The sequence below is a fragment of the Sphingomonas kaistensis genome (assembly GCF_036884275.1).
GTDB lineage: Bacteria > Pseudomonadota > Alphaproteobacteria > Sphingomonadales > Sphingomonadaceae > Sphingomicrobium > Sphingomicrobium kaistense_A.
The window spans coordinates 880533-900216 of the sequence record NZ_CP145607.1 but is presented as its reverse complement, the minus strand read 5'-3'; the positions used below and the strand labels follow the sequence as shown (position 1 = coordinate 900216).

The 19684-nt window shown below is 68.1% G+C and carries 16 protein-coding genes; 7 read left to right on the top strand and 9 right to left on the bottom strand.

Annotated features, from left to right (window positions below):
• Positions 1 to 29 precede the first annotated feature (29 nt).
• The 5 genes from V6R86_RS04265 to V6R86_RS04245 all read right to left on the bottom strand — a co-directional run bounded on the left by V6R86_RS04265 (position 30) and on the right by V6R86_RS04245 (position 7687).
• Positions 30 to 3413 carry an error-prone DNA polymerase gene (locus V6R86_RS04265; protein WP_338502411.1) on the bottom strand — a complete coding sequence of 1128 codons (3384 nt, stop codon included), beginning with the start codon at positions 3411 to 3413 and terminating at the stop codon, positions 30 to 32.
• 15 nt (positions 3414 to 3428) lie between these two features.
• The gene (locus V6R86_RS04260; RefSeq protein ID WP_338502408.1) at positions 3429 to 4964 is read right to left on the bottom strand and encodes a DNA polymerase Y family protein; all 1536 of its coding nucleotides are present in this window, start codon (positions 4962 to 4964) and stop codon (positions 3429 to 3431) included.
• A complete protein-coding gene (locus V6R86_RS04255) occupies positions 4888 to 5505 on the bottom strand; it encodes an ImuA family protein (RefSeq protein ID WP_425335938.1) in 618 nt (205 codons plus the stop codon). The genes V6R86_RS04260 and V6R86_RS04255 overlap by 77 nt, the downstream gene beginning before the upstream one ends.
• Before the next feature lie 189 nt (positions 5506 to 5694).
• Positions 5695 to 7086 carry a class II fumarate hydratase gene (fumC, locus tag V6R86_RS04250; RefSeq protein WP_338502406.1) on the bottom strand — a complete coding sequence of 464 codons (1392 nt, stop codon included), beginning with the start codon at positions 7084 to 7086 and terminating at the stop codon, positions 5695 to 5697.
• Positions 7087 to 7201: 115 nt separating this feature from the next.
• On the bottom strand, positions 7202 to 7687 hold the full coding sequence (locus tag V6R86_RS04245; RefSeq protein ID WP_338502404.1) for an SspB family protein: 486 nt from the start codon (positions 7685 to 7687) through the stop codon (positions 7202 to 7204).
• A 51-nt stretch (positions 7688 to 7738) separates the two neighbouring features.
• On the opposite strand from V6R86_RS04245, the gene V6R86_RS04240 reads away from it, so the two are divergent.
• On the top strand, positions 7739 to 8116 hold the full coding sequence (locus V6R86_RS04240) for an HIT domain-containing protein (protein WP_338502401.1): 378 nt from the start codon (positions 7739 to 7741) through the stop codon (positions 8114 to 8116).
• A gap of 101 nt (positions 8117 to 8217) precedes the next feature.
• Positions 8218 to 9801 (top strand): amino acid permease, encoded by a 1584-nt coding sequence (locus V6R86_RS04235; protein WP_338502398.1) that lies wholly within the window; start codon positions 8218 to 8220, stop codon positions 9799 to 9801.
• Between the two features lie 82 nt (positions 9802 to 9883).
• On the opposite strand, the gene V6R86_RS04230 is transcribed toward V6R86_RS04235, so the two are convergent.
• Positions 9884 to 10876 (bottom strand): adenosine kinase, encoded by a 993-nt coding sequence (locus V6R86_RS04230; protein ID WP_338502396.1) that lies wholly within the window; start codon positions 10874 to 10876, stop codon positions 9884 to 9886.
• A gap of 120 nt (positions 10877 to 10996) precedes the next feature.
• On the opposite strand from V6R86_RS04230, the gene V6R86_RS04225 reads away from it, so the two are divergent.
• On the top strand, positions 10997 to 11350 hold the full coding sequence (locus V6R86_RS04225; RefSeq protein WP_338502394.1) for a hypothetical protein: 354 nt from the start codon (positions 10997 to 10999) through the stop codon (positions 11348 to 11350).
• On the opposite strand, the gene queG is transcribed toward V6R86_RS04225, so the two are convergent.
• Positions 11337 to 12383 carry a tRNA epoxyqueuosine(34) reductase QueG gene (gene queG / locus V6R86_RS04220; RefSeq protein ID WP_338502392.1) on the bottom strand — a complete coding sequence of 349 codons (1047 nt, stop codon included), beginning with the start codon at positions 12381 to 12383 and terminating at the stop codon, positions 11337 to 11339. The genes V6R86_RS04225 and queG overlap by 14 nt on opposite strands.
• A 43-nt stretch (positions 12384 to 12426) precedes the next feature.
• Between queG and V6R86_RS04215 the strand changes: the two genes are divergently transcribed.
• Both V6R86_RS04215 and V6R86_RS04210 read left to right on the top strand, forming a co-directional pair.
• A complete protein-coding gene (locus V6R86_RS04215) occupies positions 12427 to 13371 on the top strand; it encodes an ABC transporter ATP-binding protein (RefSeq protein WP_425335977.1) in 945 nt (314 codons plus the stop codon).
• Entirely contained in the window at positions 13368 to 14570 is a 1203-nt protein-coding gene (locus V6R86_RS04210) for an ABC transporter permease (protein WP_338502388.1), read from the top strand. Before V6R86_RS04215 ends, V6R86_RS04210 begins: the two co-directional genes overlap by 4 nt.
• Here the strand turns inward: V6R86_RS04210 and V6R86_RS04205 are convergent.
• Positions 14567 to 15148: a GGDEF domain-containing protein gene (locus V6R86_RS04205; RefSeq protein ID WP_338502386.1), complete on the bottom strand. Its 582-nt coding sequence runs from the start codon at positions 15146 to 15148 to the stop codon at positions 14567 to 14569. The two genes, V6R86_RS04210 and V6R86_RS04205, sit on opposite strands and share 4 nt — an antisense overlap.
• Positions 15149 to 15273: 125 nt before the next feature.
• On the opposite strand from V6R86_RS04205, the gene purE reads away from it, so the two are divergent.
• Together purE and V6R86_RS04195 are read left to right on the top strand one after the other, a co-directional pair.
• Positions 15274 to 15747 carry a 5-(carboxyamino)imidazole ribonucleotide mutase gene (gene purE / locus V6R86_RS04200; RefSeq protein WP_338502384.1) on the top strand — a complete coding sequence of 158 codons (474 nt, stop codon included), beginning with the start codon at positions 15274 to 15276 and terminating at the stop codon, positions 15745 to 15747.
• On the top strand, positions 15744 to 16799 hold the full coding sequence (locus V6R86_RS04195; RefSeq protein WP_338502382.1) for a 5-(carboxyamino)imidazole ribonucleotide synthase: 1056 nt from the start codon (positions 15744 to 15746) through the stop codon (positions 16797 to 16799). Before purE ends, V6R86_RS04195 begins: the two co-directional genes overlap by 4 nt.
• Before the next feature lie 66 nt (positions 16800 to 16865).
• Here the strand turns inward: V6R86_RS04195 and V6R86_RS04190 are convergent, their stop codons facing one another.
• Positions 16866 to 19664 (bottom strand): pitrilysin family protein, encoded by a 2799-nt coding sequence (locus V6R86_RS04190; RefSeq protein ID WP_338502381.1) that lies wholly within the window; start codon positions 19662 to 19664, stop codon positions 16866 to 16868.
• Between the last annotated feature and the right edge of the window lie 20 nt (positions 19665 to 19684).

The following is a 19684-nucleotide window of genomic DNA, read 5'->3' as shown; positions in this document are numbered from 1 at the left end:
GGTGACCTTTGTGACCTTGTTCAGCTTTCTCAATAGGTGGGGCAGTTGATGACCCGCGCCTTAGGAATGACTTCGGCATTGCGCGGGTGGCGGGCCATGGGCGGGCGGCTTGGCCCTGCGCCGTCGCCGCGGCCGACCCGGGGATCGAGCGCTTCGCCGTCGTTCAGGTCGCGCAGGCGCAGGCTGTCGTCCTCCAGCCGGCTGGCGATCAGGTGGCACACCGCCTCGTCATGCTGGACGAGGCCATGGACGACCATCAGCCGCGCCCCCATCACGATCCGGCGCTGGGCGGCAAAGGCATCGGGCCAGACCACGAGGTTGGCGGTCCCGGTTTCGTCCTCCAGCGTGATGAAGCACACCCCTTTGGCGCTGCCCGGCCGCTGGCGGATCAGCACCAGGCCCGCGAGGCTGACCCGCTTGCCATAGCGTTGCTCGCGCAGGTCGCAGGCGCGGACGAAGCCGCGCTGCGCATAATGATCGCGCAAGAATTGCATCGGATGCGCCTTCAGGCTGAGACGGGTGGTCTGGTAGTCGCTGACCACATGCTCGGCGAGCGGCATGGCGGGGAGTGTCGCCTGCTCACGCTCGTCACCTTCCTCGCGGGTGCGGGCGGCGGCGAACAGGGGTAGCTCGGGCACGGCCCGAAGCGCGCGGGCGTCCCACAGCGCCTGCCGGCGGTCGAGGCCCATCGAGCGGAAGCAGTCGGCCTCGGCGAGCTTGACGATGGCATGGGGCGGGACCCCGCCGCGGCGGTGCAGCTCCTCGACGGTCTTGTAGGGCGCGCCCGCGACCACGCGGGCGGCGTCCATCGCGCGCAGGCCCTCGACCTGGCGCAGCCCGAGGCGGAGCGCGGTGTCTCCTCCCCGCCCCCGCGCGCCCGGCGGCGCTTCCAGCGAGCAGTCCCACCCGCTGTCGTTGACGTCGATCGCCAGCACCGGAACGCCGTGCGCCTGTGCGTCCTTCACGATCTGCGCCGGGGCGTAGAAGCCCATCGGCTGGCTGTTGAGCAAGGCGCAGGCGAAGGCGGCGGGGTAGCGCCAGCGCAGCCAGCTCGACACATAGACGAGGTGGGCGAAGCTCGCCGCGTGGCTTTCGGGAAAGCCATATTCGCCAAAGCCGCGGATCTGGTGGAAGCAGCGTTCGGCGAATTCGCGCTCATAGCCGCGGCCGACCATCCGCTCGACCATCTTGTCCTGCAGGAGGTCGATGGTGCCGCGGCTGCGGAAGGTCGCCATCGCCTTCCTGAGCTGATTGGCTTCAGCCGGGGTGAACTTCGCCGCGTCGAGCGCGATCTTCATCGCCTGTTCCTGGAACACCGGCACGCCGAGCGTGCGCTTCAGGATGCGTTCGAGCTCGTCCGGGTCGCCATGTTCGGGCGAGGGGCGCGGATAGTCGACAGGCTCCTTGCCTTGCCGGCGCTTGAGGAAGGGGTGGACCATATCGCCCTGGATCGGCCCGGGGCGAACGATCGCGACTTCGATCACCAGATCGTAGAAGCAGCGGGGCTTGAGGCGCGGGAGCATGTTCATCTGCGCCCGGCTTTCGATCTGGAACACGCCGAGCGAATCGCCGGTGCACAGCATGTCGTAAACCCGTGGCTCCTCGCGCGGGACGGTGGCGAGGTCGAGGGGCCGCCCATGCACCGTATCGATCAGGCCGAAGCATTTGCGGATGCAGGTCAGCATGCCGAGCGCGAGCACGTCGATCTTGAGGATGCCGAGTTCCTCGATGTCGTCCTTGTCCCATTCGATAAAGGTGCGGTCGGGCATGGCGCCGTTGCCGACCGGCACGGTCTCGATCAGCGGCCGCTCGGTCAGGATGAAGCCGCCGACATGCTGCGACAGGTGGCGGGGCATGCCGATCAGTTGCTCGGCCAAGCGGATGGTGCGGGCGAGGTGCGGGTCGGAAAGGTCGAGCCCCGCTTCCTTGACGTGCGTTTCGGTGACGTCCTCGCCCCAGCCCCAGATGGTCCCGGCGATGGAGGCGCAAATATCCTCGCTGAGGCCCATCACCTTGCCCACCTCGCGGATCGCGGAGCGGGGGCGATAGTGGATCACGGTGGCGCACAGCCCGGCGCGGTCGCGGCCGTATTTTTCGTAGATGTGCTGGATCACCTCTTCGCGCCGCTCATGCTCGAAATCGACGTCGATGTCGGGCGGCTCCTTGCGCTCTTCGGAGATGAAACGTTCGAACAGGAGGTCGGTGTCGGCGGGATCGACCGCGGTGATCTGCAGGCAATAGCAGACCGCGCTGTTGGCGGCCGAGCCGCGGCCCTGGCACAGGATCGGCGGCTCGCACGACCGGGCGAACGCGACGATCGAATGGACCGTCAGGAAATAGCGGGCGAAGTTGAGCTTCTCGATGAGCTGGAGTTCGTGGCGGAGCTGGGCCGCGACCTTGTCGGGAACGCCGTGGGGATAGCGTTCGTCAGCGCCGTTCCAGGTCAGCACTTCAAGGTGGGCCTGGGGGCTCAAATTATCGGGGACGCTTTCGCGCGGATATTCGTATTTGAGCTCGTCGAGGCTGAAATGGAGCGCGTCGGCGAAGTCGCGGGTGGCGCGGAGCGCGTGGGGCCAGCGTTCGAACAGGCGGGCCATTTCCTCCGGGCCCTTGAGGTGGCGTTCGGCATTGGCGTGGAGGCGGAAGCCGGCTTCCTTGAGCGTGGTCTTTTCGCGGATGCAGGTCAGCACGTCCTGCAGCGGGCGCTTGGCCGGCGTGTGATAGTGGACGTCGTTGGACGCGAGGATGGTGCCGCCGACGCTCTTGGCGAGGCGGTCGAGCCGCTCGATCCGGGCGAGGTCGTCGCCGCGGTAGAGGTGGGTGGTGGCGATGTGGCGAAGCGCTGGGACAGCGGCGCGGACAAGCGGCAGCTGCGCCTCAAAGCGGTCGAGATCCTCGCCGGGCCAGGCGATGAAGGCGATCCCCTCGGCATGGGCGGCGACGTCGGCGAGGGTGAGGTCGCATTCGCCCTTGATCGCGCGGCCCTGCCCGAGGCTGAGCAGGCGCGAGAGACGGGCATAGCCTTCGCGGTCGATGGGGTAGGCGAGGAGTTCGATCTCGGCCGAGGGCGGGGCGTCGGCCGGCGTTTCGGCGCGGAGCGGAACCACGGTTGCGGTTGCGGCAAGCGGCGCGGCGACCACCAGCCGGCAGCCGATCAGCGGTGTCAGGCCCGCGGTCTTGGCATTGCTGTGGATCCGCACCACGCCCGCCAGCGTGTTGCGGTCGGCGACCCCGATCGCGTCCATGCCGAGGTTCATCGCCTGCGGGATCAGCTCCAGCGCGTCGGACGCACCGCGCAGGAACGAGAAGGGCGTGGTGACGCCGAGCTCGACGAACACGGCCTTCGGGATCGGCGGGAGCGGGCCTTCGCGCCATTCGAGACGGCGGCGGGCATAGCCTTCCTGTTCAGGCATGGCGGCGGCTCCGCATCATGCGAACAGGCCGTGGACGAACCAGGCGGGCGCGCCGCCGCGGCCGTCGCCGACCACCCCTTCGCGGAAGATCCAGAAGCGCTGTCCGCCCACGTCCTCGACCTTGTAATAATCGCGTAGCCGCGCGGTGGAGCGTTCGCGCCACCATTCGGGCGAGACGCGGCGCGGGCCAGCAGCGCGGGCGATGTCGTGGACCTTGCGGCGCCACATGAAGCGGCGCGGGAGGCCTTCGGGGGTCGCGTAGACGACGGTGATCAGCTCGGGCGTGTCGAGCAGGCGGGTGGGGTCGTCGGCCTGCGTGGCGGCGGGGTCGGCGGGCGCGGGCGCCGCGGCGATCCCTTCGGCCCAGCCGGCGGCGCGCTCGGGGAGATGGCTCTCGCACGGAGCCGGGCGGCGGACCTTGGCGGGGCCGAGGCGGACGCTCAGCCGGTCGATCAGCGCCGCGACCGCCAGTTCGCCCGACGCGTCGCCGAGCAGCGCATCCTGCGCGGAGTGGAGCCGCTCCCACCAGCGCACTTCGAGCGCAAAGGCGTCGATCCCGAAGCCGGGGTCGATCCCCTGCCGTTCGAGGATGCCCGACAGCAGGCGGTGGAGGTGGGCGGGCTCGCGGGAGGGAATCGAGGTCGCGACCTCGACCTCGCCCACGCTGCCGTCGACCCGAAAGGCGGTGAGCGCGAGGTGGCGGGCGCCGAGCTGGCGATGCTCGAGCTCGGCGGCGAGGCGGGGGACGAGCTCGGCCAGCGCTTCGGCGGAGGCTTGTTCGTGGACCACCGGTTCTTTCAGCGGGAGCAGGGCGCGTGGGGGCGGGTCGTCGGGCAGCGGCGTCAGCGGCTCAGGCTTGCGGCCGAGCGCGCGGTCTAGGGCGTCCAGCGGATGCTCGTCCTTGGGAAAACGGCGGGCAAGCGCTTTGCGCGGCACGCCGGCAAGATCGCCGATTTGCTTGAGGCCCAGACGCACCAGCATGTGGGTGGCTTGCGGCGACAGGCGCAGCGCCGCGACCGGCAGGGGCGCGAGGATGCGGGGCAGCACGTCGGGCTCGGTGAGACGAGCGGCGCGGCCGTAGCGGGCGAGCGCCCAAGCGGCCCCGGCGGTGGGGGCGATGGCGGTCGCCGCGCTCACCCCCATGGCGGCGAAGCGCGCGGCCATGTCGGCGCGCAAGGCTTCCTCGCCGCCGAACAGGTGGGCGACGCCGGTGACGTCGAGGCGCAGGGCGTCGGGGCCGTCGACCTCGACCAGCGGCGACCAGCGGCTGGCCCAGCGGGCGGCGGCGCGGAGCCAGGCGGCTTCGCCGGCAAGGTCGGCGGGTTCGGCTTCCAGCGCGGGGTCGAGCGCGCGGGCGTCGGCGAGGCGGGCGCCGGGCCACGCCCCGCGTTCGGCGGCGGCGGGGGTGACGGCGTGGATCAGTTGGCCGTGGCGGCCCTCGACGGTGAGGACGAGGGGGCGAGCGAGTTCGGCCTCAGGCGCGGCGCTGCCAGCCGCCCAGCGCTCGATCGGAAGGTTCGGCAGCCACAGGGAGCAGATCCGCCGGCTCATCGCCGACTACCCAGCTGGCGGGCGCGCGATGGCGCGAGCGGAACAGTTCGGCGGTCCAGCGCGGGCTGCCCGGCGCCTTGTGGTCGAAGGGATGGGCGGCGCTCGGGCCGCTCGCCAGCCGCCAGCGTTCGCGCGCACCCGACAGGTTGGCCGCGCCCTGTAGCCGGACCAGCCAGCAGGCGACCCCGAAGCGCTCCGCCGCGACTGCCAGCCGCCGCGTCGCGGTGAAGTCGAGCGCCTGCGGGTCGCCCCACAATTCCCCGATCACCCCGCCTAGCCCAGCGCATCGCAGCCCCTCCTCCATCGCCCACAAGGCGGTCTTGGCGTCGCGCGCCTCGACATGGATGAGGTTGGACCCGAGGCCCCCGAGCCCTGCGGCATGGACTCGCCCGCCTTCGAGGATCGCCATCCGTTCCTGCACCCACAGCACGGGCTTTGGCGCGGCGAGGTGGCGGAGGACAAAGCCGGTCCAGCCGGCATCGCGGGGCGAGGCGGGAAACAGTTCGGACAGGATCGCGCCCGCCGGCTGCAGCATGGCCACGGCCGGAAGGCGCGCTTCCGCACGCCCTTCGCTAGCCGCGCGGGAACCCCCGCCGGCGACGAGATGAAGACCTCGTTCCACACGACTCGCAACGCTCATGTTCTACTTTTGTTCTTATTCGCGCGAGTCCGCGAATAGAGTCAATCGGGCGACTCGACGAGCCGTCCTGAGCGTTGCGAGCGGGAAGGCCTAGCGCCCGATCATCGCTTCCGGCTGGACCACGCGGTCGAAGGTCTCGGCGTCGACCAGGCCGAGTTCGAGACCGGCTTCCTTCAGCGTCTGGCGGTTCTTGTGGGCGTGCTTGGCAATGGTCGCGGCATTGTCGTAGCCGATCTCGGGCGCCAGCGCGGTGACCAGCATCAGGCTGCGGCCAACCAGCTCGGCGATATGGTCCTCGTTCGCGGTCATGCCCTCGACGCAGCGTTCGGCGAAGCTGACCATTGCGATCGACAGCAGTTCGACCGAGCGCAGCACGTTGGAGCCGATCAGCGGCATGAACACGTTCAGCTCGAAATGCCCCTGCATGCCGCCGACGGTCACTGCCTGGCCGTTGCCGATCACCTGCGCGCAGACCATCGTCAGGCTTTCGACCTGCGTCGGATTGACCTTGCCCGGCATGATTGAGCTGCCCGGCTCGTTCTCGGGAAGGCTGAGTTCGCCAAGGCCCGAGCGCGGGCCGGAGCCGAGGAAGCGGATGTCGTTGCCGATCTTGGTCAGCGCCACCGCCAGCGTGGCGAGCGCGCCGTGGAAGAAGACCAGCCCGTCGCGGGCGGCCATTTCGGCGAACTTGTTGGGGGCAGGCTCGAACCGGCTGCCGGCGATGTCGGAGATGGCGGCGCACATGTCGTCGGACCAACCGGCGGGCGCATTGAGTCCGGTGCCGACCGCGGTGCCGCCGATGGCGAGCTTGCGAAGGTTGCCTTCGAGCGCGCCTTCGATCCGGGCGCGGCAGCTCTTGAGCTGCGCGGCGTACCCTGAAAATTCCTGGCCCAGCGTCAGCGGGGTCGCATCCTGCGTATGGGTGCGGCCGATCTTGACGATGCGGTCCCACTCCGTCGCCTTGGCGTCGAGCGCCGCGGTGAGGCGCTCGAGCGCGGGATAGAGCTGCTGTTCGGCGCTGAGCACCACCGCGACGTGCAGCGCGGTCGGGAAGCTGTCGTTGCTGCTCTGCGATTTGTTGACGTGATCGTTGGGGTGCACCGGGCTCTTGCCGCCCTTGCCGGACCCGAGCGCCTCGTTGGCAATGCCCGCGATCACCTCGTTGACGTTCATGTTGGTCTGGGTGCCGCTGCCGGTCTGCCAGATGGTCAGCGGGAACTGGTCGTCGTGGCTGCCCGCGATGATTGCCGAGGCCGCGCTTTCCATCGCGTCGGCGAGCTTGCCGTCGAGGCCGTGCTTGCGGTTCACCCGCGCCGCCGCCTGCTTGACGATCGCCTGGGCATGGACCAGCCGGATCGGCATCTGCTCGCGCTCGCCGAACGGGAAATTGCCGAGGCTGCGCTGCGTCTGCGCGCCCCAATAGCAATCGGCGGGAACCTCGATCGGGCCGAAGCTGTCGGTTTCGGTGCGGGTGTTGGTCATGGGTTTCCTCGTCTTGAGCTGCCTCGTCCTTGCGAGGAGCGGAGCGACGAAGCAATCCACTCGGGCGACCGCGAAGCTGGATTGCTTCGCTGCGCTCGCAATGACGACGGCTGGGTTATTTCTTGCGGGTGAAGTCGACCGAGACGACGTTCGAGCCGTCTTCCACCGGAACGGCGGTGGGCGCGTCGTTCTCGGGTTCGTCATGCTCTTCGTGGCCGTCGTTCTCGGCGCCATTGGCCTGAAACTTGAGGCTGAAGTCGACCGCCGGATCGACGAAATCGGTCACCGCCGCGAACGGCACGCGGAGCATCGCCGGAACGCCGCCGAAGCTCAGCCCGACGGTGAAGAAGTCGGGCGCGACATGAAGATCCCAGTAGCGATGCTGGATGACAATGGTCATCTCGTCCGGGAAACGCTGGGCGAGATGCTTGGGAATCTCGACCCCCGGCATGCGCGTGCGGAAGGTGATGTAGAAATGGTGGCCGCCGGGCAGCGAGCCGCCCTTTTCGACCGAGGACAGCACTCTCCCGACCACATCGCGCAGCGCTTCCTGCACGATCTCGTCATAGGGAATCAGGCTTTCTGGACTCTCGTCGGCCATGGCCCGAACTGGTAGCGAGGTGCCCATCAGGGTCAACCGGGAAACGCGTTCATGCCAATTGATCACAAGCAGCCGTACGACGAGAGCAACATCTTTGCCCGCATCCTGCGCGGCGAATTGCCGGCCAAGACGGTGTTCGAATCCGAGCATGCGCTGGCGTTTCACGACATCAGCCCGGCCGCCGCGGTGCACGTGCTGGTGATCCCCAAGGGCGCTTATGTCAGCTGGGACGATTTTTCGGCCAATGCCTCGGACGCCGAGATCGCCGGCTTCGTCCGGGCGGTGGGCGAAACGGCGCGGATCGTCGGGGCGGAGCCGGGGGGTTATCGGCTGCTCGCCAACACCGGAAAGCGGGCGGGGCAGGAAGTGCCGCACCTCCATGTCCACCTGTTCGGCGGCCAGCCGCTGGGGCCGATGCTGGCGCGCTGAATCGCCCCCCTGTGGCGGGCATGTGACAGAGGGATTGCACGGGCGGAACTTGCCGCTAGGCTCCGCGCCGATTTCCATTTTCAGTTCTCGGGGGAGCCTTGATGGCTAGTGCCGCGCCAAACAAGACAGTGATCGGGCGAATGTTCGCCCGCAAATCGATTGCTCAAGTCCAGCAGGAGTCCGCGTCGAGCGAGCTCAAGCGGACGCTGGGCAAGTGGAACCTGCTGCTGCTGGGCGTGGGCTGCATCATCGGCGCGGGCATCTTCGTCCGCACCGGCAGCGCCGCCGCGCTGCACGCCGGTCCGGCGGTGCTGCTGAGCTTCGTGGTCGCGGGCATCGTCTGCGCCTTTGCGGGCCTGTGCTACGCCGAACTTTCCTCGACCCTGCCGGTGTCGGGCTCCGCCTACACTTATGGCTACACCACGCTGGGCGAATTTGTCGCCTGGATCATGGGCGCGCTGCTGCTGCTCGAATACGGGCTTGCGGCATCGGTCGTGGCGGTCGGCTGGGGCGGCTACGTCGTCAGCCTGCTGGCCGACTTCGGGCTTGTCATTCCGCCGCAATTCACCGGGCCTGCCGGCTACACGCTGATGCGTGACGGCGCGCCGGTGCTGATCAACGGCGCGGAAGTCGTCACCCTGTTCAACCTTCCCGCCTTCCTGATCTGCCTTGCGCTGTCGATCCTGCTGGTGGTCGGCGTGTCGGAATCGGCCAAGGTCAACAACGCCATCGTCGCCATTAAGGTCAGCGTTCTGGTCGCCTTTATCGTGGTCGGCGGCCTGATCGTGCTGTCCAACCTCGGTGAATTGGTGACCCGCAACTGGACCCCGTTCATTCCCGAAAACACCGGGCCGGGCGAATTCGGCGTCGACGGCATCATGCGTGCCGCTTCCATCGTGTTCTTCGCCTATATCGGGTTCGAAGCCGTCTCGACCGCGGGCCAGGAAGCCAAGGATCCCAAGCGCGATATGCCGTTCGGGATCATCGGCAGCCTCATCGTCTGCACCGTCATCTACATGCTGGTGGCGGCGATCATGACCCTCTTGGTGCCCTACAACACGCTGAACGTGCCCGATCCGGTCGCGGTTGTCGTCGATGCCTTCGGTCCGCAGTGGAGCTGGCTGGCCAAGATCATCAAGATCGGCGCAATCATCGGCCTGACCTCGGTGGTGCTGGTGCTGATGTATGCGCAGACCCGCATCTTCTACACCATGGCCCGGGACGGCCTGTTGCCCAAGGTGTTCGCGCGGGTGCATCCCCGCTTCCAGACGCCGCACATCAACACCATCCTGGTCGGCATCATCACCGCCATCGCGGCCGGCTTCTTCGACATCAACGTGCTGGGCGACGCGACGTCGGTCGGCACGCTGGCGGCCTTCGCGATCGTCTGCCTGTCGGTGATCTACCTCCGCCGTTCGGCGCCCGATCTGCCGCGCGGGTTCACGGTGCCGTTCTACCCGGTGCTGCCGATCCTTGGCATTCTGTCGTGCATCTACCTGATCACCACCGTGCCGCCGCACATCCTGATGTATTTCGGGATCTACATGGGGATCATGACCCTGCTCTATTTCGCCTATGGCATGCGTCATTCGGAGCTGGGCAAGGGTCACACGGTCACCGCCGATGGCGAGATGCCGTACTTCCCGGAGGATAACCCCGACGGCGGTACGGTCACCCCCGACTGATCCTCGCGAGGCTGACGCTAAAACAAAAGGGGCCGGTGCAGCGATGCACCGGCCCTTTTTCGTTTGCGGCTTTAGCGGCGGCTCAGAGGATGTCGCCCGCCAGCGCCTTCAGGTCGGCTTCGGGCCTCGCCCCGTAATGCTGGATCACTTCGGCCGCGGCGATGGCGCCGAGGCGGAGCGAGGCTTCGAGGCCGAGGCCGAGGGCCTGACCGGCGAGGAAGCCGGCGGCGAAGAGGTCGCCGGCGCCGGTGGTATCGACCAGCTTTTCGATCGGCTCGGCCGGGACCGAGGCGCGTTCCGAACCGGCGACCGCGACCGCGCCCTGTTCGCTGCGAGTGACGGCGAGGACCGGCACCTTCTTCGACAGCGCGGCGAGGGCCGCTTCGAAGTCGCTCTCACCGGTCATCGCCAGCAATTCGGCCTCGTTGGCAAACAGGATGTCGACCTTCTTCTCGTCAAGCAGGCGGTGGAAGCCGTCGCGGTGGCGCTCCACGCAGAAGGTGTCGCTCAGCGTGAAGGCGACCTTGCGGCCCGCTTCGCGCGCGGCGGCGATCGCGGCTTCCATCGCGGCGCGCGGTACCTCGGGATCCCACAAATAGCCTTCGAGATAAAGGATGCCCGCGTCGCGCACGGCATCCAAGTCGATGGCGTCGGGCGAGAGCTGCTGCGCCGCGCCAAGGAAGGTGTTCATGGTCCGTTGCGCGTCGGCGGTGACGAGGATCAGGCAACGGGCGGTAGCACCGACGTCACCGCGCGCGGGCGTGTCGAAGGTGACGCCAAGGCTGCGGATGTCGTGGGCGAAGATCCCGCCCAGCTGGTCTTCAGCGACCTGGCCGATGAAGGCGGTCTTGATGCCGAGCGCAGCAAGGCCCGCGGCGGTGTTGCCCGCCGACCCGCCGCTCGCTTCGCGGCCCGGGCCCATCAGATTATAGAGGCGCTCTGCTTCCGCCTCGTCGATCAGCCGCATCGAGGCCTTGTCGAGGCCTTGGGCGGCGAGAAAGGCGTCGTCGGCATCGGCGATCACGTCGACGATGGCATTGCCGATCGCGAGCACGTCATAGCGGGGAGCGGTCATGGGGTGTCCTGGATTGCGGGAAAGTGGCGCGCGCCCTACCCGCATCCGGCCGTTCAGGAAAGGTCAGGGCGACCGCGCCCACGGTTGCCACCCCTGCCCGAGGATGACATTGCCTTGCCCATGCGCCGCCTGTTTCCGCTTGCCGCCCTGTTCGTGGCCGCCTGTTCGACCGCTCCCAAGCCCACCCCCGGTCCGACGCCCGGCGTCCCGGCGCCGTCGGTGACCCGGACCAATCTCAGCGGGCTGAGCGAGGCGGAGCTGCTGGCCCGCTTCGGCCCGGCGCCGTTCCGGGTGCGCGAGGGGAGCGGGCTGAAGCTGCAATGGCAGAATGCGACCTGCGTACTCGACACCTATCTTTATCCGCCGGTGAACGGCTCGGGCGCGGCGACCGTGCTGCACGCCGATGCGCGGCGGCCGGGCACGGGGGAAACGGTGGCGGTCGAAGGCTGCCTCGCGAGCCTTACACGGCGCTGAGCCGCGCCGCCGCCCACTCCGCCGCTTCCGCTACCACCGGATCCTCGTCGCCGCGCAACGCCTCGACCCGGCCGCGCAGCGCCGGATCGCCGCTGTTGCCCGCAGCGATCAGGCAGTTTCTGAGAAAACGCTTCACCCCGATCCGCTTGATCGGACTTCCCGAAAACATCTCGCGAAAGCTCGGGTCGTCGAGCGTCAGCAGGTCGGCCAGCGCGGGCGCGGCGAGTTCGGCGCGCGGCAAAAAGGCACGATTGGCCTGCGCTTGCGCGGCGAAGCGGTTCCACGGGCAGGCGGCGAGGCAATCGTCGCAGCCATAGATGCGGTTGCCCATGCCCTCGCGAAATTCGAGCGGGATCGGGCCCGAATGCTCAATGGTCAGATAGGAAATGCACCGCCGCGCATCCAATCGCCGCGGCGCGTCGATCGCCCCGGTCGGGCACGCGACCATGCAGGTGCTGCAACTGCCGCAATGATCGCGGCCCGGCGGATCGGGCTCGAGCTCGAGCTCGGTGAAGATGACGCCGAGAAACAGCCAATTGCCGTGGGTGCGCGACAGGAGGTTGGTGTGCTTGCCCTGCCAGCCGATCCCGGCCGCCGCCGACAGCGGCTTTTCCATCACCGGGGCGGTGTCGACGAACACCTTGAGCTCGCTCGGCGCCGCGTCGACGATGAAGCGGGCGAGCGCCTTCAGCGCCTTTTTCACTGTCTTGTGATAGTCCGCGCCCTGCGCATAAACGCTGATCCGGCCGCGATCGGGCGCGCCTTCCAGCGCCCGGGGGTCGCTCCCCGGGGCATAACTCATCGCCAGCGCGATCACGCTTTTGGCTTCGGGCCACAGGCCCTGCGGATGCGCGCGTTGGCCGGCGCGTTCTTCCATCCAGCCCATCGCCCCGTGCCGCCCCTCGGCCAGCCACTCGCGCAGGCGCTCGCCGGCTTCCGGCGCCGCGTCGGCGCGCGCGAAGCCGCAGGCGACGAAGCCCAGCCGCTCCGCCTCGGCTCGTATCTGTTCCTTAAGGCTTGCCGCGCCAAGCACTTGGACCCACTACAGGCGCCAAGCCGCGGAGACCAGACGAGTGCTGCAAGAGAAGATCGGCGGCGAGGCAGCGGTGGACGCGCGCGCGCTGGTGAAGACGTTCGGGGACAAGCGCGCGGTCGACGGGGTCAGCCTAACCGTGCCGGCGGGCAGCATCTTCGGCCTGCTCGGCCCCAACGGCGCGGGCAAGACCACGACCTTGCGCATGCTGCTCGGGATCATCGACCCTGATAGCGGCACGCGCTCTCTGCTCGGTCACACGCAGCCGCTCGATGCGTCGAGCGAAGTCGGCTATCTGCCCGAGGAACGCGGGCTGTATCCCGCGATGAACCCGCGCGAAGCGATCGCTTTCATGGGCGCGCTGCGCGGCTTGCCGCTGGCCGAAGGGCGTCGCCGCGCGTCGGTGCTGCTGGCCGAGCGCGGGCTGGCGGACTGGGAAAAGAAGCCGATCCGCTCGCTCTCCAAGGGCATGGCGCAGACGGTGCAATTGCTCGGCACGCTGGTTCACAAGCCGCGTCTGATCGTGCTCGACGAGCCTTTTTCCGGGCTGGACGCGATCAACCAGGAGAAATTGGAAGCCTTGATCCGGGCCGAGGCAGCGGACGGGGCCACGGTGATCTTCTCGACCCATGTCATCGCCCATGCCGAGCGGCTGTGCGAGCGGATCGCGATCATCGCCGGCGGGAAGGTCGCTTTTGCCGGCGCGGTGGATGACGCGCGCGACCGGCTGCGCCCAGTAGTGCGGCTGCAGACCCGGGCCGAGGACGGCGCGTGGCGCGCGGCCCTGCCGCCGGGGGCCAGGCAGGTCGGGCGCGAATGGCGTTTCGAGCTTCCCGAGGGCGGCCCCGAGCCGTTGCTGCGCGCGCTGATCGACGGCGGCGCGGGGATCGACACGCTGTCGATCGAGCGCCCCGGCCTTCACGATGCGTTCGTGGCCATCGCCGGCGCCTCGGCCGCCGCCGCCATGGGAGAGGGAGCGCCGGAATGAACCGCCGTCTCAACAAGCTGCAGTCCGCCTTCGTGATCGCTAGGCGCGATTACACCGCGACCGTGCTCAGTCGCTCTTTCCTATTCTTCCTGCTTGGACCGCTTTTCCCGATCCTCTTGGGTGCGCTGTTCGGCGGGATCGGCGCCAAGGTGGCGAGCGATGCCGAACGAACGCAAGTCGCGGTAATTGCCGCGCCAGCGGAGGTCGCGCGCCTCCAGCGGGCACGGACAGAACTCGCGGCCGTCCCCGGCACCGGCCAACTCCCCCTGCTCAAGGCGGCGCCGCTTGGCACCGACTACAGGACATTGCTCAACAAGGCCGACGGGTCGGTGATCGCGGTGCTCGAATATCCATTCAATGCGCCGTCGCTGATCGGCAAGGTCGGCGGCAGCGATCCCCTGGTCGGCCAGGTCCGCCTGATCCTCGACCGCGCCGCTAACGGACCGACCCCGATCCCCGAAATCGGGGTGATCCCCCTGCGGCAGACCGCCGGAGCGACGCGCAACGCCCGCGAAGTCACCGCACGCGCGGGACAGGCGCTGCTGTTCCTGCTCACCCTGCTGCTTTCCGGCATGCTGCTGAGCCAGCTGATCGAGGAAAAGTCGAACAAGGTGATCGAAGTGCTGGCGGCCGCCGTGCCGGTGGAATCGATTTTCATCGGCAAATTGTTCGCCATGCTGGCGATGAGCCTGACCGGGATCGCGGTGTGGATGAGCGTCGCGATCAGCTTTCTGCTGCTGTTCGCGCCGGGCATCTTTGCGGTGTTGCCGCCCCCGGCGGTCGGCTGGCCCGTGTTCCTCGCTCTTGGCGCGCTTTATTACGCGATGAGCTACCTGCTGATCGGCGCCGCCTTTCTCGGCATCGGTGCGCAGGCCAGCACCGCACGCGAGGTGCAGATCCTGTCCATGCCGATCACCATGGGGCAGGTCGGGCTGCTGTTCCTCGCCAACTTCGCGATCAGCGCGCCGCATGGTTCGCTGGGCATCCTGGCGGCGGCCTTTCCGCTGTCCTCGCCCTTTGCGATGATCTCCCGCGCCGCGCTGGACGAAGCGGTGCTGCCGCATCTCGCGGCGCTGGCCTGGCAAGGGCTGTGGGTAGCGCTGATTCTGAAGCTGGCGGCGGCGTGGTTCCGCCGCTCGGTGCTCAACAGCGGCGGTCCCAAGGGCCGCTGGTGGAAGCGGAAGGCGGCGGCGGCCTAAGCGGCGGCCTTTTGCTCGTACATTGCGCGGTCGGCACGGGCGAGCACGGCCTCGGGCGTGTCGCCGACCCGGATCTCGGCAATGCCGATCGCCGCCGACAAGGGGATGGCGAGCCCGTCGTGTGTGAAACTGGTGCCCGCGATCCGGTCGGTCAGCCGCGCCGCCGTTTCGTTCGCCTGCTCGAAGTCGACTCGCTCCAGCAACACCGCGAATTCGTCGCCGCCGAAGCGCGCCACCGTGTCGCTTTGCCGGACTCCGCCGATCAGCAATTCGGCGACATGGATCAGCACCGCGTCGCCCGCGTCGTGGCCGAAGCTGTCGTTGACCATCTTCAGCCCGTCGACGTCGATAAACAGCAAAGCGCTCGAATCGCCATAGCGTTCGAGCCGGTCGATCAGTCCGGCGAGCTGTTTCTCGAATCCGCGCCGGTTGGGCAGCGGCACGAGCGCATCGTGGTGAGCAAGCCGGTCGAGTTCTCCGACCTGCCGTTCAAGCCGTGCGACCGTGGCGCGCAGACGCGCGATTTCGGCCCACAGCGCGGTGGGATCCTGCTTCAGGATTTCGTCGTCGTCAGTCATGCGAAAACACCATCCCGCCGGTGGCGAAGCAAATCATAACGCAGATCAAGCCTTTTGGGGAGCGGGTGACACAAGGGGCGACGGCTTCTAGATACGAGCCTCGTCGCGGTTTGGATGAGGGGCAGATGGACGTCGGGATCATCATGGGCAGCCAGTCCGATTGGGAAACGATGCAGCACGCATCGTCCATCCTCGAGGAACTTGGGGTTGCTCATGAGGCAAAAGTCGTCTCGGCGCATCGCACTCCCCAGCGACTGTACGATTATGCAACAAGCGCGAAAGCGCGGGGGCTGAAGCTGATTATCGCCGGGGCGGGCGGCGCGGCGCACCTGCCGGGCATGGCCGCGTCGATGACCCCGCTTCCGGTGCTGGGCGTGCCGGTCGAGAGCAAGGCATTGTCGGGGCTCGATAGCCTGCTGTCGATCGCGCAGATGCCGGGCGGGGTGCCGGTGGGAACCCTGGCGATCGGCAAGGCCGGGGCAATCAATGCCGGGCTGCTGGCGGCCTCGATCCTTGCCCTCTCGGACGAGGCGCTGGCCGGGCGGCTTGATGCGTGGCGGGCCGCGCAAACCGAATCGGTCGCCGAGACGCCTCGGTGATCGCGCCCGGCGGCACGATCGGGATCATCGGCGGCGGTCAGCTCGGCCGGATGCTGGCGCTGGCGGCGGCGCCGCTCGGTTATAGAGTGCATGTGTTCGATCCCCACGAACGGCCGTGCGCGGCGGATGTGGCGGCGGATTTCACAAGCGCCGCGTTCGACGACGTGGCGGCGCTGGAGCGATTTGCGGCGTCCTGCGATGTCGTCACGTATGAGTTCGAGAATCTGCCGGTCGGCCCGCTGGCGACCATCGCCGACAAGCTGCGACCCGGTACCGCCAGCCTCGCCATCGCGCAGGACCGATGCGCCGAAAAAGCGTTCGTCGAGGAAGCCGGCGGCCGTCCGGCCAAGTGGCGTGCGATCGACGGGCCGGAGGATATCGCCGCGGCGGTCGAGGCGCTCGGCCTGCCGCTGGTGCTTAAGACCCGGCGCGACGGTTATGACGGCAAGGGCCAGGCTTGGCTGCGCACCGAGGCCGACATCGCGGGCGCGTGGGACACGCTCGGGCAACGGCCGCTGGTGGCTGAGCAGGCGATCCGCTTCGACGCCGAATTTTCGGTAGTGGTCGCCCGCGGCGCCGACGGAGCGCTCGCCTTTTTCGATTCGACCCGCAACGTCCACGTGGACGGCATCCTCCACCGCTGCGAGCTTCCGGCCGGCGACCTGATCGAGAAGCAGGTCGGCGAAGCGCGGCGGCAGGCCGGCGCGATCGCCGAGCGGCTCGGCCATGTCGGGGTGCTGACGGTGGAGTTCTTCGCCTGCGCTGATGGCCCGCTGGTCAACGAGATCGCGCCGCGGGTCCATAACAGCGGCCACTGGACCATCGAAGGCGCCGCCACCTCGCAATTCGCGCAGCATATCCGCGCCATCACGGGCCTGCCGCTCGGCAGCACGGCGCTGCGCAGCCAAGAAGTCACGATGGACAATCTGATCGGCGACGAGATCCACCGCTGGCCCGAGCTCGCCGCCGACCGACAAGCCGCGCTGCATCTTTACGGCAAGGGCGCCGCGCGGCGCGGGCGCAAGATGGGTCACGTCACCCGCCTTGGCTGAGGCCCCAACGAAAAGGCCCGGAGCATCGCTGCCCCGGGCCTTCCCGCGTATCGAGGTAAGGCGAACTTACTTCGCTTCGATTACCTGCACCGGGTAGCCGAGCTTGTCGAGCTGCGGCTTGACCTTTGCGGCATCGCCGACGACCAGCCAGGTGAAGCCCTTGGGATCGATCGCCCCGCGCAGCGCGGTGTCGATCCCGCCCTGGTTGAGCGCGCGATACCGGGCCGCGAGCTGCTCCTGATAAGTGTCCGGACGGCCAAGCAGACTGTTCGACATCATCGCCGCGAGCACCGCCTGCGAAGTTTCGAACCGGCCCGGCAGCGTGTTGACGTTGTTGCTGACGAGACGGCCGAGTTCGTCGGTGGTGACGCCCTTGCCGCCGAGGAGGTCAGTGACCTGGCTGTTCAGCGCGGCAATCGATTCGCCGGTGCGGTCGGCCTGGACCGGGGCGGTGATCGCGTAGCTGACGCCGCCCGGGGCGACGTCGAAGCTGCTGCGAACGCCATAGCTCCAACCCTTGGTTTCGCGCAGGTCCATGTTGATTCGCGACAGGAAGTTGCCGCCCAGCACTTCGTTGCCGGCCTGCGTGGCGATGATGTCGCCGCGCGGATCGACGGCCGTGCTCTGCGCAGCGACGATCACCGACTGCGGTGCGCTCGGTACGTTGACAAGATACACGGTCGGGCTGGTCGGACGCGCCGGGGCAGCGGTGAACTGCTTGGTGCCCTTGGCGACGCCGGCCGGCGCGGCCCAGGTGCCGAAACGGCGCTCGAGCTGCGGGGTCAGCTGCGACAGCGGCAGGTTGGAGACCACGAAGATCTCTGCATTGTCGGGGCGCAGCCACTTCTGCTGGAAGCCGACCACGTCGTTGCGAGTGAACGCCTTCACCGCCTCGGGCGATCCGTTGCCGAGGACGGCATACGGGTGGTTGGCGCCCCAGACGAGGCCGGGGACCAGGCGGCCGGCGATGCCGTTCGGGTCACGCTGCTGCGCGGCGATGCTGGTCAGCACCTGGGTCCGCACCCGCTCCAGCTCCGCCGGGGCAAAGGTCGGCTGCTCGACAACCGTTTCGAGAAGGTCGAGGCTGGGGGCGAGGTTGGCCGACAGCGCCGACAGGGTCACGGTGCTGCGGTCGAGCGACGCATTGGTGCTGATGCTGGCGCCCAGTTCTTCCTGACGCTCGGCGATCTGCTGGCCGGTGAGGTTGCCCGCGCCTTCGTCCATCAGCCCGATGGTCAGGCCCTGAAGGCCACGCCCATTGGGTGCGTCGGCGGCGAGGCCGGCGTCGAAGGTCATCGCCATGGTGGTCACCGGCACCGCGGTGCGCTGCGCATAGGTGACCTTCATGCCGTTCGACAGCGTCGCGCGCTGGACCGTCGGGAAATCGAGCTCGGCGAAGGTGCCGACCGGCGGCACGTCGCGCTTGGTCGGCGGCGGCGGGGTGCCAACGCCCTTCTGCGCGGTCGGACCCTTGGGCTCGACGGGCGCCGGGCGCTCGCCCGGCTCGAGCCGGATGGTGAGCGGCGGACGGGTCAGATACTGGCGGAACGCGGCCTGCACCTGCGCCGGGGTGACGCGGGCATATTCGTCGAGCTGCTTGCGGAACCAGTTGGGGTCGTTCGCATAGAGCTGACCCTGCGCCAGCGCGACGGCCTTGCCGCCGAACCCGCCGACCTGTTCCAGGCCCTTGATGGTGCCGGCGACTTCGCTGGTCGCGGCGCGGCTCAGTTCCTCGCGGGTCGGACCCTTGGCGATGAAGTCGGCCATGATCTCGTCGAGGCGCTTCTCGACCTGCGCCGGATCGACACCCGGGCGAACGGTCGCCTGGACCTGGAACAGGCCGACGCGATGCTGCGGATTGGCGCCGGCCGAAACCGACACCGCCAGCTTCTCGTTGCGGACCAGGGCGTTGTCGAGGCGCGAACTGGCGAGGCCGCCGAGCACCGAGCCACCGAGTTCGAGCGCCGCGGTCTGCTTGTCGAGCATGCCTGGGATCGCCCATGAACGGCTGATGGTCGTGGCGGGGACGCGATCCTTCATGACGATCGTCTTGCCCACGGCATTAGGCACCGAAGCCATCGCCGGTACGTTCACGGGGCCGCGCTTGATCGCACCGAAATACTTCTGAACCAGCGGACGGGCTTCGGCGGCGTTGATGTCGCCTGCCAGCACCAGCACCGCATTGTTCGGGCCGTAATTGTCGATGAACCACTTCTGGACGTCGGCAAGGCTGGCCGCGTCGAGATCGGCCATCGAGCCGATCGGGGTGTGGTGATACGGGTGGCCGGCCGGGAACAGGTTGCCGAACAGCTCATACTGGACGAGGCCGCCCGGACGATTGTCGCCCTGGCGCTTTTCGTTCTGGACGACGCCGCGCTGGTTATCCAGCTTCTCCTGCGTCACCGCACCGAGCAGATAGCCCATGCGGTCCGATTCCATGAACAGCGCCTTTTCGAGCGCAGCCTTGGGCACGGTCTGGAAATAGTTGGTGCGATCGAAGTTGGTGGTTCCGTTCAGGTCGGTCGCGCCGATCTGCGTGGTGTAGGTGAAATAGTCGTCCGGAAGATTTTCGGACCCGTTGAACATCAGATGCTCGAACAGGTGGGCGAAACCGGTCTTGCCCTGCGGTTCGTCCTTAGAGCCGACATTGTACCACACGCTGACCGCGACGACCGGCGCCTTGCGGTCTTCGTGGACAACGACGGTGAGGCCGTTCTGGAGCTTGAACACCTGATTGGGGATCTTCACGTCCTTGACCAGCGCGGGCAGCGGGGCCGCGCCTTGCGCCGACGCCAGCGCCGGAACGGCCAGCGTTCCGAGCGAGGCCCCGGCAAGCAACAACGAAAGTCGAACGGAATGACACATGAGTTTGAAGCTCCAAGAGA